At 58.1% G+C, this 14,023-nt stretch carries 16 protein-coding genes; 5 read left to right on the plus strand and 11 right to left on the minus strand.

Annotated elements, in window-relative coordinates; translation table 11 throughout:
- Positions 1 to 93 precede the first annotated feature (93 nt).
- From hemA to G403_RS0120830, 5 genes are read left to right on the plus strand one after another with little or no spacing between them, the layout of a single operon-like run.
- A complete protein-coding gene (gene hemA, locus G403_RS0120810) occupies positions 94 to 1,365 on the plus strand; it encodes a glutamyl-tRNA reductase (protein WP_027855677.1) in 1,272 nt (423 codons plus the stop codon).
- Positions 1,366 to 1,376: 11 nt separating this feature from the next.
- Positions 1,377 to 2,465, plus strand: a complete 1,089-nt coding sequence (prfA, locus tag G403_RS0120815) for a peptide chain release factor 1 (RefSeq protein WP_027855678.1) — start codon at positions 1,377 to 1,379, stop codon at positions 2,463 to 2,465.
- Between the two features lie 6 nt (positions 2,466 to 2,471).
- A complete protein-coding gene (prmC, locus tag G403_RS0120820; protein WP_027855679.1) occupies positions 2,472 to 3,329 on the plus strand; it encodes a peptide chain release factor N(5)-glutamine methyltransferase in 858 nt (285 codons plus the stop codon).
- Between the two features lie 3 nt (positions 3,330 to 3,332).
- Positions 3,333 to 4,094 (plus strand): molybdopterin-synthase adenylyltransferase MoeB, encoded by a 762-nt coding sequence (gene moeB, locus G403_RS0120825; protein WP_027855680.1) that lies wholly within the window; start codon positions 3,333 to 3,335, stop codon positions 4,092 to 4,094.
- 27 nt (positions 4,095 to 4,121) lie between these two features.
- Positions 4,122 to 4,529: a CoA-binding protein gene (locus tag G403_RS0120830; protein WP_036234928.1), complete on the plus strand. Its 408-nt coding sequence runs from the start codon at positions 4,122 to 4,124 to the stop codon at positions 4,527 to 4,529.
- 30 nt (positions 4,530 to 4,559) lie between these two features.
- On the opposite strand, the gene G403_RS0120835 is transcribed toward G403_RS0120830, so the two are convergent.
- The 11 genes from G403_RS0120835 to G403_RS0120885 all read right to left on the minus strand — a co-directional run bounded on the left by G403_RS0120835 (position 4,560) and on the right by G403_RS0120885 (position 14,023).
- On the minus strand, positions 4,560 to 5,168 hold the full coding sequence (locus G403_RS0120835) for an ankyrin repeat domain-containing protein (RefSeq protein ID WP_027855682.1): 609 nt from the start codon (positions 5,166 to 5,168) through the stop codon (positions 4,560 to 4,562).
- A gap of 18 nt (positions 5,169 to 5,186) precedes the next feature.
- On the minus strand, positions 5,187 to 6,260 hold the full coding sequence (locus G403_RS0120840; RefSeq protein WP_245578408.1) for an SO_0444 family Cu/Zn efflux transporter: 1,074 nt from the start codon (positions 6,258 to 6,260) through the stop codon (positions 5,187 to 5,189).
- Between the two features lie 19 nt (positions 6,261 to 6,279).
- Entirely contained in the window at positions 6,280 to 7,236 is a 957-nt protein-coding gene (locus G403_RS0120845) for an AEC family transporter (RefSeq protein WP_027855684.1), read from the minus strand.
- An 80-nt stretch (positions 7,237 to 7,316) separates the two neighbouring features.
- Positions 7,317 to 7,811, minus strand: a complete 495-nt coding sequence (locus tag G403_RS0120850; RefSeq protein WP_027855685.1) for a SixA phosphatase family protein — start codon at positions 7,809 to 7,811, stop codon at positions 7,317 to 7,319.
- Positions 7,812 to 7,895: 84 nt separating this feature from the next.
- Positions 7,896 to 8,792, minus strand: coding sequence for a DMT family transporter (locus tag G403_RS0120855; protein ID WP_027855686.1), 897 nt, complete (start codon positions 8,790 to 8,792; stop codon positions 7,896 to 7,898).
- Positions 8,793 to 8,992: 200 nt separating this feature from the next.
- Positions 8,993 to 9,478, minus strand: coding sequence for a DoxX family protein (locus G403_RS0120860; RefSeq protein ID WP_027855687.1), 486 nt, complete (start codon positions 9,476 to 9,478; stop codon positions 8,993 to 8,995).
- A gap of 5 nt (positions 9,479 to 9,483) precedes the next feature.
- A complete protein-coding gene (locus tag G403_RS0120865; protein ID WP_027855688.1) occupies positions 9,484 to 10,224 on the minus strand; it encodes an HvfC/BufC N-terminal domain-containing protein in 741 nt (246 codons plus the stop codon).
- Entirely contained in the window at positions 10,221 to 11,114 is an 894-nt protein-coding gene (bufB, locus tag G403_RS0120870; RefSeq protein WP_084404143.1) for an MNIO family bufferin maturase, read from the minus strand. Before bufB ends, G403_RS0120865 begins: the two co-directional genes overlap by 4 nt.
- A gap of 47 nt (positions 11,115 to 11,161) precedes the next feature.
- The gene (locus tag G403_RS0120875) at positions 11,162 to 11,485 is read right to left on the minus strand and encodes a BufA1 family periplasmic bufferin-type metallophore (protein WP_036234930.1); all 324 of its coding nucleotides are present in this window, start codon (positions 11,483 to 11,485) and stop codon (positions 11,162 to 11,164) included.
- Positions 11,486 to 11,644: 159 nt separating this feature from the next.
- Positions 11,645 to 13,168: an MFS transporter gene (locus G403_RS24170; RefSeq protein ID WP_051299373.1), complete on the minus strand. Its 1,524-nt coding sequence runs from the start codon at positions 13,166 to 13,168 to the stop codon at positions 11,645 to 11,647.
- Positions 13,169 to 13,321: 153 nt separating this feature from the next.
- Positions 13,322 to 14,023, minus strand: coding sequence for an ABC transporter ATP-binding protein (locus G403_RS0120885; RefSeq protein WP_027855691.1), 702 nt, complete (start codon positions 14,021 to 14,023; stop codon positions 13,322 to 13,324).

Genomic DNA, 14,023 nt, shown 5'->3' on the forward strand with positions numbered 1-14,023 from the left:
CATTGTCATTGCCGTGCTGACTCACTTAATCAGCGGCGCGTTAAGGTGTATGATGTCGCGCTTGTCTGTTTAGGGTAGTGCGAACCACATTCTATGGCGTTGCTGGCATTAGGGATCAACCACAAGACCGCGCCGGTCGAGGTACGTGAGCGGGTCGCATTTGCGCCTGAGCAACTCGGCGAGGCGATGTGCGGTGCCCGTGAACACGCGCGTCTGCAGGAAGTTGCTATCCTCTCGACCTGCAACCGTACCGAGCTGTACTGCGCCACTGATCTGGAAAGTACGCGTCAGGTGCTGGAATGGATCGGCAGGTATCACGGGCTGGATCCAGACGAGCTGGAAAAGTGCAGTTACGTTTATCGTGACGAGGCCGCAGTCCGGCATATGATGCGTGTCGCCTGTGGGCTGGATTCGCTGGTGCTGGGCGAGCCACAGATTCTGGGTCAGCTGAAGACCGCCTTCAGCCTCTCCCAGGAAGCCGGAATGGTGGGGGCTGAGCTGGGGCGGCTGTTTCAGCACACCTTCTCCATCGCCAAGCAGGTTCGTACGGAAACCGCCATTGGTCAGAATCCGGTATCGGTGGCGTACGCGGCCGTGAGCCTGGCTCAGCATATCTTTGCCGATCTGGGCGAGAGTCGGGCACTGTTGATCGGTGCCGGCGAAACCATCGAGCTGGTGGCACGCCACCTGAAGCAGGCCGGTGTACACTCGATCACCGTGGCGAACCGCACGCTGACACGTGCCAGTGCCCTGGCGGAAGAGGTCGGCGGCGAGGCAATTGAACTCTCCGCCATGCCGGATGCACTCCCCCAGGCCGATATTCTGATCTCATCCACAGCGTCACAACTGCCCATACTGGGTAAAGGGGCTGTGGAGACCGCGCTCAAGAAACGCAAACATCGTCCCATGTTTATGGTTGATATTGCCGTACCCCGGGATATTGAACCCCAGGTGGCGGAGCTGGATGATGTCTACCTCTACACGGTTGATGACCTGACCGAGGTTATTGAAGAGAACCAACGCTCCCGTGAATCGGCCGCCGCCGACGCCGAATCCATAATCGAAGCCGGTGCCCATGCCTTTCTGGCGCGGCTGCGTGAGTTAGAAGCGGTTGATACGCTGACCGCACTGCGTCAGCAGGGGCAGGCGATCGCTGATGTGGAGCTGGATAAGGCGCTGCATCAACTGGCCCAGGGGCGTGATCCCGAAGCCGTTCTGCGCCAGATGGCGCGCGGCATCACCAACAAAATGTTGCATCAGCCTACTGTTCAGCTGCGCAAGGCTTCAGCCGAGGGGCGTAGCGAATTTGCCTCCGTTGCCCAGGAGCTGTTTCAGCTCGGTGATAACCCCTCCGGCGACAACTGACGGACCCATCCATGAAAGAATCTATTCAGAGCAAGCTGGAAAAGCTGTGCGACCGCTATGAGGAGCTCTCAGCTCTGTTGAGCGAACCCGAGGTGATCACCAATCAGGATCGGTTTCGTGACTACTCGCGGGAGTACGCCGAGCTTGAGCCGGTGGTCAAGACATTTGGTGACTGGCGTCAGGCACAGGATGATCTGACTGAAGCTCAGGCGATGCTGGAGGATGCCGATCCAGATCTACGCGAAATGGCGCGGGAGGAGATCGACAGTGCCCGCGAGGCGATCGAGCAGCTTGAGGCTGAGTTGCAGATCCTGCTGTTGCCAAAGGATCCTAACGACGGGCGGAACGTCTTTCTGGAGGTTCGCGCTGGTACCGGTGGTGATGAAGCGGCGATTTTTGCCGGGGATCTGTTCCGCATGTATTCGCGCTATGCCGAGCAGCGGGGCTGGCGTGTGGAAGTGATCAGCGCCAGTGAAGGTGAGCACGGCGGTTATAAAGAGATTATCAGCCGGGTGGTTGGTGAGTCTGTCTATGCCCGGCTTAAGTTTGAATCCGGGGCTCATCGGGTACAGCGGGTACCGGAAACCGAATCTCAGGGGCGTATTCATACCTCGGCCTGTACCGTTGCTGTGATGCCTGAGCTGGATGAGACCGCCGCCGTTGAGATCAATAAAGCTGATCTGAGAATTGATACCTTCCGCGCCTCCGGGGCCGGTGGTCAGCACGTTAACAAAACGGACTCCGCAATCCGTATCACCCACATTCCCACCGGTGTGGTGGTGGAGTGCCAGGAGGAACGGTCGCAACACAAGAACCGCGCCAAGGCGATGGGACTGCTCGCCTCACGGTTGCAGCAGGCGGAGACCGACCGGCAGAACGCGGCCCAGGCCAGTACCCGTAAAAGCCTGGTGGGCTCCGGGGATCGCTCGGAGCGGATCAGAACCTACAACTTCCCCCAGGGCCGGGTCACTGATCATCGCATCAACCTGACGCTGTACAAGCTTTCTGAGGTGGTGCAGGGTGATTTGGATGCGGTCATTGATCCGCTGCTCCAGGAGCATCAGGCAGAGCAGCTCGGCGCACTGTCCGCAGAAGGGTGATACCCGGTGACTGATCAAGCGTTGACGATCGCCCGGGCGCTGGAGCTTGCGCAGCGTATCGACTCGGACAGTGCGCGTCTTGATGCGGAGCTGTTGCTCTGTCATGTGCTGTCCAAACCGCGCAGTTATCTGTTCACCTGGCCCGAACGGGTTCTTGATCCTACCGATGCGGCTCAATTCAAGGCATTGCTGACGCGGCGTATAGCCGGCGAGCCGGTGGCTCACCTGACCGGCACCAGAGAGTTCTGGACACTGCAACTTGAAGTTTCGCCGGATACCCTGATCCCCAGGCCCGACACGGAAACGCTGGTTGAGGCCGCTCTGGCGGCCCTGCCCGATGGCAACTATCGTGTGGCGGACCTGGGGACAGGGAGCGGCGCCATTGCTCTGGCGCTGGCCAGTGAGCGCTCCGGCTGGCAGATCTATGCCACGGACCGGGTGCGATCAGCGGTGGCGCTGGCATCCCGAAACCGTGATCGGCATCAGCTTGCCAATGTCCAGGTGCTGGAGGGGAGTTGGTGTGAGCCCCTTGAAGGCCAGTTTGATCTGATTGTATCCAACCCTCCCTATATCGATGAAAAGGATCCTCATCTCAGTCAGGGGGATGTGCGCTTTGAGCCCGCCTCGGCGCTAGTCGCGCCTGATCAGGGGCTGGCGGATATCCGTTTGATTGCCAGCCAAAGCCGCGACAAGCTGGTCAAGGGTGGCTGGTTGATACTGGAGCACGGGTTTACACAGGCGCAGGCGGTTTCTGACATCCTGGCCCGGTTGGGCTACGTTAATATCGAGACCTTGCATGATCTGGGTGGACAGCCCCGCGTGACACGTGGCTGCTGGCAACCCGGCGGGAAGGATAAGGAGTAACAGGTGTTATCGGACCAGCAGTTGCTGAGATACAGCCGGCAGATCATGTTGCCAGAGGTGGAGATCGAGGGTCAGGAAGCCTGGTTGAATAGTCGCGTACTGGTCGTCGGACTAGGTGGGCTGGGCAGCCCGGCGGCGATCTATCTCGCGTCTGCAGGTGTCGGTCACCTGGTTCTGGTTGATGATGACCATGTCGACCTGACCAACCTGCAGCGTCAGATCGTGCACACCACTGAACGGGTGGGCGAGTCCAAAGTGGCTTCGGCTGCACAGACGCTGGGGGCGCTGAACCCTGAAATCCGCATTGATCAGATCGACCGGCGTCTCGGCGGTGAGGCCCTGGTTGAGCAGGTTTCCAGGGCGGATCTTGTAGTGGACTGCTCCGATAATTTTACCACTCGGTTTGCGTTGAACCGGGCCTGTGTTGCCACCGGTACGCCGCTGGTATCGGGCGCGGCCATCCGCTTTGATGGTCAGATCAGCGTGTTTGATCCCCGGGTTGAAGAGGCGCCCTGCTATCAATGCCTCTATCGCGAGGGCGAGGACGAAAACCTGAGTTGTGCCGAGTCCGGGGTGTTTGCGCCGCTGGTTGGTATCATCGGCTCGATGCAGGCGGCTGAAGCGCTCAAGGTGTTGGCCGGTGTCGGTGAGCCGCTGGTTGGACGTTTACTGTTGCTCGATGGTAAACGAATGGAGTGGCGAGCCCTCAAGCTGCGGCGTGATCCCGCGTGCCCGGTCTGCTCGGCGCCCCGGCCTAATCAATAAACAAGCCCGTTAAACGAGGTGACTGGTATGCAAAGCGAACAGGCATTGATCGAGAAGCTGGAGCGAGAGGTTAAGTTTATTGCACTGGTGGGGGCAAGCGACAAACCGCATCGGGCCAGTTATCGGGTCATGGAGTTTCTGTTACGCCAGGGTTATCTGGTGATCCCGGTTAACCCCAAGCTGGCGGGGCAAAATTTGCTGGGCCAGCCGGTGGTCGCGAAACTGTCCGATATCGGTACCCATATCGATATGGTCGATATCTTCCGTAACTCGGAAGATGCCGGTGAAGTTGTGGATGACGCCATCGCGGCGGGTGCCGGTGCCGTCTGGATGCAGCTTGGGGTTATCAATGAGTCAGCTGCGCGACGGGCCAAAGAGGCGGGGCTGGATGTAGTAATGGATCGCTGCCCGGCGATCGAGTGGCATCGGCACTGAGCCCTCAGCCCTCAGCGCAGAACATCGCTATCAGCGACCCAGCATCATCTCTCGAATACGGCGGTCTTCCGCGCAACGTTTGGCGTAGGTGATTAAATCCGGCGCGCAATTAACCCCTTCCAGGTCATCCGGCAGTGGCGTTCCTGAGTGGATCAGGAAATGAACCAGTGCCTGGTGATCTTTTTCCAATGCCTGAGTGAGAAGGCTCGCGTCGTTCAGGTCTGCTCCGTATTCGTTCAGGCGGCTCAAGTGCAGCATCAATGACTCGGGGCTGCAGTGCTCAAAACACCAGTGTACTACTGTGCGTTGTTCAAAGGTCTGATTCGGGTCGGCTCCCGCCTGAAGCAAGGTGGTGATCAAGCCCAGACTGTTTTCCCGTTGGCGCAGGGCGATCACTATGTAAGGCTCGCCAGTTGCCGCGAAGTAGCAGGGCTCAGGCAATTGAGTCATCACCCATTCGAGTGACGTAGCTTGGCCTGCTTCTAGACTGATCTCGATAGCATTGAGTGGGTCAGACAGGGGGGCTAACAGGGTCTGCGGCGTAAACTTACCGTTTAAGCGGGCAAGACGATCCCGGTCACCCTGACGCAGGGCTTCGACCAGCCGGTCGGTACGTTTTTGGCGAATGAGGCTCAACATCTTGAAACTATTCCGGGTTCAGGAACCGCAGCAGCTATCGCTGGTTGGCTCTTTGTAAAACAGTTGACGCAGCGGTTTGATGATCAGTACGGCTAACACGACGCCTGCCAGCGCCTTTATCCACAGTGCGGTCTCCGAATGCTCACCCAGCGGTGGCAGGCTCAGCATGTCGGTGGTCAGGAACGCGTTGGTGGTCAATGCCAGCGCCAGAGCCGTGGCGATAATGCCGAAAAGATAGAGTACAACCGTCCGCACGCCCAACTCGCGAATTAAAAGTCCCACCGATGCGATGTTGGTGGCCGGGCCGACCAGCATGAAGAGCAGGACTGCGCCCGGTGAAAGTCCCGCCCAGAGCATGATTGCGGCTATGGGCGTGGATGCGGTGGCGCAGATATAGAGCGGCAGGCTCAATAGCAAAATCAGCAGCATTACCCAGAGGCTGTCGCCCTGTTCGCTCAGGGCTGCCGGATCGACAAATGAACCCACCAGAGCGGCCAGAACCAGACCAAACAGCAGCCAGTATTTGATGTCATCCAGTAGGTCCAGCAGTGCCGGGTAAAAGCCTTCCGGCTCACTCTCTTTGTTTTTACTGGCGCAGCAATCGGTGGCGTTACCCGCGTTGGCGGTTTTCGAGCAGCCGCTACTCGTCTGTACTGATGAAGCATTGCCGGTGTTTGTGTCACCGCTAACCAACACCAGTAATCCGGTCGCGATGGCGCTGAAAATGGCCGCTATGGGACGGATAATCGCCATAATCGGGCCCAGCAGTGCGTAGCTCACCGCGATAGAGTCGACGCCGGTTTCCGGGGTGGCGATCAAAAAGGAGGTTGTCGCCGGGCGGCTGGCACCGGCCCGATGTAATCCGATCGCTGCCGGTAGTACGCCGCAGGAGCATAACGGCAAGGGGGCGCCGATCAGGGCACCACGGAACACAGGCCCGGCTCCGGTACCGCCCAGCCAGCGCTGGACCAGCCGGGTCGGCAGCACGCCTTTCAGCAGGGCCGCGAGGGCAAGGCCCAGCAGAAGCCAGATCGCGGTGTCCAGATACAGGTCCATCAGTGTCTGCAGGAACTGCATGATAAAGTCAGTCATCTGCAACTCCTCAATAGGGTTAGACCACGCCCAGTAGCCGGATCAGATAGATACTGATGCTCAGTGTAACCACGGAGCCCAAGGTTGTGGTCAGTACCACGTTAGCGGCGAGCTTGGCATTGGCACCCATCGCTTTGGCCATGATGAAGCTGGCAGCGGCGGTGGGGCTTGCGAACAGCACCATCAATATTGCCAGATCCTGGCCTTCAAAGCCCAGTAGCCAGGCGATGGGGGTCAGGATGGCAGGTAAAAGTACCAGTTTGATCAAGGTGGCCCAGAATGAGCTGCCCGAGGTTTCACGCAGGCTTTTGAGGTCCAGAGAACCGCCAATGGCGAGCAATGCCAAGGGTAATGTCAGGTCGGCGAAGTAATCACCGGTCCGGCTGAGCAACTGAGGTAGCTCGGTGCCGAAGTAGGAGAAGGGGAGGGCAAATACCACGGCGAGAATCAGCGGGTTGCGTGCAATTTCAATAAAGGTCTGCTTCAGGCTGACTCCGTCGGAACGCTTAAGCGGAAGGGTCAGGCAGATAATGGCCAATACATTGTAGAGCGGGATGATCAGCGCAAGCACCAGTGAGGCCTGTGCCAGTCCTGGCTGGCCAAACAGGTTGAAGCTGACCGCCAGACCCACGATGCCGTAATTGCTGCGAAAAGCACCTTGGATAAAGCTGGCCAGGTCTTCCGGCACTTTAATCCAGATACTGCCCGCCCACCAGATGAGGATGTAGGTGACCAGTGTACTGGCCAGTACATAGCCCAGCAGATGGGGATTGAACATGGCGTGGAAGTCCATCCGCGCAATGGATAGAAACACCAGCGCCGGAAGTGTCAGCGTAAAAACCAGTTTGGAAGCGGTATTAACGAAATTCTCGTTGATGATCCGCAGGCGGAGCAGAAAGTACCCGAGGAAAAGAATGAAGAATATCGGCGCAACAATCTGGCCGGTAAAGACCAGGGTTTCTAGATACAGATTCAAAGGGACTCCCAAAACAGACCGACAGGAGTCGCTAGTTTACCGGAAGCGGCCCGACTCGCGCAGGTGGGCCTGTGCAACGACTAGGTATGCAATTTGGGATAATCAAACCATTGAACCGCTCCACACCCCTCCGAGAGCTCACTCCAACCGAGTACGTTCAGCATCAGGTGCTGAACCGCGGAGGTCGGAAAATGTGGAGTCGGCGTTGCGCTAAGATAAGCACCCAGCTCCGCGAGACCGGGGTTATGCCCTACCAGCAGAATACTGGAGAGCGAGTCAGGCTGCCCCTGAAGCAGGTTGAGTAATGTCTCCCAGCAGGCCTCGTACATTTCTGGAATAGCCATGCACCGTTCATCCGCCAGGTTCAGCGTTTGCGCCAGTGAACGTGCGGTAACAGCTGTGCGAGTGGCGCCACTGTAGTAGAGGCGCCCGGGGATCAGGCCCATCGCCTTTACGCGCGCGGCCATCAGCGGCAGGTCGCGTTCTCCGCGGGGGTTGAGTGGTCGGTCAAAATCGCGCAGGTCGGGGTTGTCCCAGCTCGATTTGGCATGGCGAATCAAAGTGAGCTGCTTCATTGTTATCGGTGTCCTTGCAGCCAGTCGGTCCCCTCAGTATACCCCGCTTTTCGGAAATGATAGCCCGTATGTGTTGATCTTGGTCTAAAGACGGGCTCTTGGGATTGTGTGGCTCGGAAGTCGATGGCCGAAGAAGAAAAGGCCCAACCCTGCCAGGGTAAAACCGGCTCCCAGATAAAGCCCCTGGCTGAGCGGCTCATCATTGAACAGGTGGCCGATCAACAGGGCGAATACCGGAGTCATCAGGGTGACAAGCGCCACGGTGCTGGCATGAAGGTGCTTGAGCACAAAGAAATAAGATACAAAGCCCAGCAATGAACCGATCAGTGCCAGATAAATCACGGACCAGAACGAGCGGCTGGCCGGGTCTAGCGGTTGCCAGTTTGCCCCCATCAGATACCAGGTTAACGCGTAACAGGGGATGGATAGCAACAAAGCACCCACCGTTTGCGCCAGGGGATCCAGTCCGGCGTTCTGCTGTTTAACCAGCACGCCGCTCAGGCTGAACAGGGAGACGCCCAGTACCAGCAGTAAAAGCCCTGGCAGGCTGTCGGGGCCGACGATTACATCATCGCGGAAAATCACCGCCAGCCCCCCAAGAGCGAGCAGGCAGGCAATCCAGCGGTAGGGTGGAAAACGCTCTTCGTTAAACAGCAGGCGGCTAAAAAGAGCCGATAGAATGGGGGCCAAGCCAAACAGAACCGATATCAGCCCCGACGGTATGAAACGTGCGGCCAGGTACACACTGCACATGGCCCCATATACCCCCAGGGTGGCACAGCCGTAGGACTTGAACGACACCCCCGTCATCGGCAGACGTTGGCCGCGCAGCTTGAGAATCACCCAGCCAACACTGGCCGCCAGCAGCATCCGCAACCCGGCCGCAGCAACCGGGTCGATGCTTTCGCCGCTCCAGGCAATAGTGATCGGCGTCGTGGACCAGATAATCACGACCGTGAGGTAGGCTGCCGGTACCAGCAAGGGAAGGCTCCATCCGTCAGGTATATAACAGGCGTTGGGTAAATACGCCAATAAAAAGGGGCCCGACGCAGTCCCGCGTCAGGCCCCATGCTGGAGATCTTGAAACTTTAACTCAACCAAGATGGCGCGAATTGACCGCACCGTCAATCGGCTCAATAAGAACAGAGAGTTGCAGTTTTTCGAGGTTGTCGCCAGATCTATCAATATCCCTTGCAGCGGCGTGCTAGCCAGTGATCCAGAGAAACGGCTCCGGCACCCCGTGTCATCAGCAACAGCAATACGGTGGCCCAGACACCGTGGGTTGGATAGGCACCGGGGTATACAAACAGTTGAATCACTGCGGTTATTATAAGCAGGGCCAGCGCCGAGAACCGGGTGGCAAATCCGGCCAGTAACAGAAGTGGGAATATGTGCTCGGCCAGGGTGGCCAGGGTTGCAGCCCATTCCACCGGGATCAGAGGCAGTGCGTACTCCTCACGAAACAGAAACAGCGTTGAGGGTGCGAAGCTGGGCCAGCCCAGCTCGAAACGCCCGGCCACCACATCGACGGCGAACCCCTGTATTTTGGTCTGTCCTGAGGTCCAGAAGATGGCTGCGATAGAGAATCGCGCAAGCAGCAGAATCAGCGTCTCGGGTATGCTGGCGAGCGTGCGGTGCGCAGTTTTTATCAATGTTACAGCGTTCATAAGGGCTACCTTTGGATGGGCTGAATTGAGGTCAGCGCGCCTTGTGAGAGCAGGTGTAGTAGCAGTGAACGAGTGGAGGGTGTTAACCGGGTCTCTTTTACCGCGTGCAGCGTCTCGATCCGGTCGACATCAGTGCCAGAGAGCGGCAGTACCAGTACCTCCATGGCTGGGCGCACGATCAGTGCAGCCTGGGCGCGCTGCAACTGAATCGATGACAGGGAGCCTCGTCCATGATGTGCGGCCCAGATTGAAACACTGGCAAACGCCGACCGATAGATTTGAGCTGAAGGGTGAAAGCCCACAGTCACGGTTGCGTCCACACTGATTTCATTAAGCCTTGAGATACCCTCATCTTCTGAGAGCGGGGCGGCGTCGGCGGCATCGTAGGCGACGCCCCGGAGCCACTCCAGCCTCGCTACATCGGCAAGATAGGGAAGGCTTACGGCTGGCTCGAAGCTGCTAATAAAGTCAGGAAAGGCTGCGCCGTACTCGGACAGGATCGGTGTTTTGGGCAGCGCCTGGTCGACAAAAGCCAGGGCCATGGCCCGGAAAAACGGAGTACCGACCAGTTGCAGGGTCACTTCGAAGCGTGCACTCAGGGCGTCAATCAGGGAGACCACCACGTTGTTGCGATACACGTTAAAACGCTGTGTTACAGACGTGCTGTTCCAGCTGCACAGATCGCCGGGCGGCGGCTGTTCGGGGTCGAGGAGTGCGCTTGTGAATGTTTGACTGACAGTGTTCATAGCGCCGGCTCCCGATGCAGGTCACGCTGTATACTGGCGGCCTGCAGTGCCTCGTCTGCCAGCGTTGTCAGAGAGGGCAGATTGCCATCGCGCTCAATCAATGTCGGTTTTGGGCCGCAACGCTCAAGTGTCTGTCGGTAGAGTGTCCAGACCGCCTTCGCGACTGGCGCATCATGGCTGTCGATTAAGAGTGGAGCGCCCAGGTCATCCTGGTCACGACTGAAGCCCGCCAGATGTATCTCTCCGATACGGTCCAGCGGCAGAGCGTTTATGTAATGCGCGCTGTTCCAGCCGTGATTGATGCAGCTGACATAGACATTGTTTATATCGAGTAGCAAGCCGCAGCCGGTGCGCTGAAGGACCTCGTTGATGAATTCGGTTTCCGCCATCTGCGAAGATCGGTACTGGAGGTATGTGGCAGGATTCTCCAGCAGCATCTGACGCTTCAGGTACGTTTGAGTCTGGTCGATATGGTCACAGACCTGCTGCAGACGCGCCTGTGTGTAGGGCACCGGGAGCAGGTCGTTCAGAAAACAGCCGCTGTGGGTGGACCAGGCCAGGTGTTCGGAGAAACATTCTGGTTGATGGCGCTCCAGGAGTTCGCTGAGCCGCTTGAGGTGAGCTATATCCAGATCCGCGTCGCCCCCGATCGATAGCCCCACACCGTGGACGGAGAGCTGATAGTGTTCATGAATCCGGCTCAGGTAGTGGTGACCGGGGCCCCCGGCCATCATATAGTTTTCGGCATGGACTTCCACGAACTGCAGCGGCGGGCGCTGGGTCAGGATGGCCTCAAAGTGTTCCGGTTTGAGACCGATACCAACGGAGTCCAGACGCGAGGCTGGGCGGGTAACCTGTATGACCGGAGGGCTGGCAGCAAGGTTATTCATAGGGAAACCTCGGGCCCGGTCCGAGACCGGGCCTTGATTGAGTCTGATTAAGACATGGTTTCTTCAAAGGCTTCCAGTTGCCCATGCCCGGTGGGAGAGGTCTTGGACTCCATCTGGGTGCAGGTGCCAGCCGGAACCAGTTTCCAGGCATTGCCCTGATGGTCCCGCTTTGAAGTGCCCGCACAGGTCGTACCGGGACCCGCTTTGCAGTCGTTTTGGCCCTTGAGTGCCACGCCGTAGCACTTCTCCATCTCCTTATCCATGCCGTGATTGTCGGCAGAGACATGTACAGAGGTCAGGCCCAGTGCCGCGCCCATGGCGAATGCGAGTGATGTGGCGGCGCTTTTGGATTGAATGCGTGTAACAGACATGATCTTTCTCCTGATTGAACTTTCCGATTCCAGAAGCGCGTCAAAGCCGCTTCCTGTGAACTGAGTCGCAGGAGAAATCGAATCCTTACAGGCGGTTTTTTATTTTCTTGCAAAAAAAGCCCGGACAGTGCCGGGCTTCGAGGGATGAGTGTTTGGGTATCAGCGTTTGGATCTGTCTTCGTCCTCATGCTGTTTTAGCTCAGGGGAGGACTCGGCAGGTGCTTCCGCGCCCGGGACGTCTGACGTCGACGGCTGTTCCCTTTCGCTTCGGCGGCGCTCCCATTCCGACGCTTCCACTTCCGGCATACCAATCATCTCTCCGCCTACCTCGATATCCTCGCCGGCCGCAGACAGCTCATGTTCGGGTGTTTTCTTCTCCTCTTTAGAGGCATCATCCCCCCAGGCTTCAACCCACTCGTCCGGGAAGATATCCTCAATGGTACTGGATTTCTCTTCCTCCACATCCAGGCGAGGGTCGAACTCCCGGGATACCTGGGTTTCCGGCATCGTCGCCACATAATGTTCCTGGGCGGTGACCGGAATAGGCGGCATCAGCTTCTGACGATAACGGACGTAGATTGTGAGCAGGACCAGCAGGATCGCAAAGCCGATAAACATGGTTGCCGGTTGGAATGCTTCCATCAGCATGGAACCGGCCACCGGGCCGATAATGCTGCCGATGCCGTAGCTCAGCATCAACGCCGAGCTCGCTGCCACTCGGGCGCTGCTGTCGATGCGGTCATGGGTGAGTGCAACGGATAGCGAATTGACCAGAGAGAGTAGACCCAGTAGCGCGGCCATCAGTATCAGTCTGAGGATAAAAGGCAGGTCTACGGTGAGTGCCACGCCGATGCTGATGAACGAGCCAACAATCGTTATAACCAGCATCACCGAGCTGCGCTGAACCCGGTCACAGATCCAACCGATGGGCCAGGCCAGCAGCAGGGCGGTTAATACAGAGGCGGTCATGACCTGTGAGACCTGAGCGATGCTCATCTGTGTCAGGCTGCCAAACAGCGGTGCCAGGGAGTAGTAGCTGCCCAGCATAATGCCGCCGGTGAAGGCGCAGGTCAGGCCCAAGGGTGCCTCTCGGTAGAGTGCGAGCAATGACATCTTAGGACCGGGCTCGATAACCGGGGATTGCATCCGCGACAGCGTCAGCGGAATGATTGCCGCGAGCAGCACCAGGCCCGCGGCGGTAAAGGGTACCGGACTTGTGGTTTCGCTGTAGCCCACCGATAGCTGAGCCAGCGTTGAGGAACCATACGCAGCCACTTGATACAGCGCGAACAGGGTGGCGCGGTTGTTGTTGGTTGCGACAGCGCTGAACCAGCTCTCGATAATCACGTACAGGCCCGCAGCGGTAATGCCCCCCACAAACCGTAAAAGCGCCCAGAAGTAGACCGAGTCGAGCAGTGGGTAGCTGATCGAGGCCATGGCGGTCAGCGCCGCGAATGCGGCGAAAGTCCGGATATGGCCAACCTTGGCCACCAGACTGGTGCAGTAATGCGAGCCCACGGCGAAGCCGATCGAGTAGCAGACCATGACGAAACCCACCTGGGTGGGCGGGACGCCTTCGGCACCAAGGCGGACACCGAGATAGGTCAGAAGATAAGCATTACCGCTGATGACCAGCATCAGACTGATAAACAGGGCAGAGAGGGAAATAACGATCAGGCGCACGGTCAGACTCCGTCCTTACCAATGTGAATGAATACGACCTGCCCGGTCGAGTATCTGTGTGCAGATGCGAAATTTAATAGTAGCAGGTTACGATGACAGCGGTGGTCTTATATGGGGTGTGACCGGCGGCCTTCCTGGCCACCGGTCAGGGGGCTAGCCGCCCAGGTAGGCTTTACGAACCGCATCATGCGTCAAGAGCGCTTCACCGGTATCGCTCATGACCACACGACCATTCTCCAGCACGTAGCCCCGGTCAGCGATTTTCAGTGCCTGGTGCGCGTTCTGTTCGACGAGAAATATCGTCACCCCTTCATCCCGCAGTTTTTCGATGATTTCGAATATCTGCTGAATGATGATGGGGGCCAGCCCCAGTGATGGTTCGTCCAGCAGAAGCAGTCGAGGATGGCTCATTAATGCCCGGCCGATCGCCAGCATCTGCTGCTCGCCCCCGGACATGGTGCCGCCGCGTTGGTGGTAACGCTCCTGCAGCCGGGGAAACAGTCCCAGAACATGCTGTAGCTGAGCTTCGTAGGTGGACTTGTCACTGAAGTAAGCCCCCATGTGCAGGTTTTCGGCCACGGTCAGCCCCGGGAAAATGCGCCGGCCTTCCGGTACCACGGCCAGTCCCTTGCGCATGATCAAGGAGGTGGGCATCTGGGCAATTGTCTCGCCCTCGAACAAAATCTCACCGGACGACGCCTGAGGCGAACCGCAGACGGTCATCATCAATGTGGTTTTTCCGGCCCCGTTGGCACCGATCAGCGTGACGATCTCACCCTGATTAACGGTGATTGAAACGTCATGGAGAGCCTGGATCTGGCCGTAGTGTGTATTTACATTTTTGAGTTCAAGCAT

This window comes from Marinobacterium litorale DSM 23545 (assembly GCF_000428985.1).
Classification (GTDB): Bacteria; Pseudomonadota; Gammaproteobacteria; order Pseudomonadales; family Balneatricaceae; genus Marinobacterium_D; species Marinobacterium_D litorale.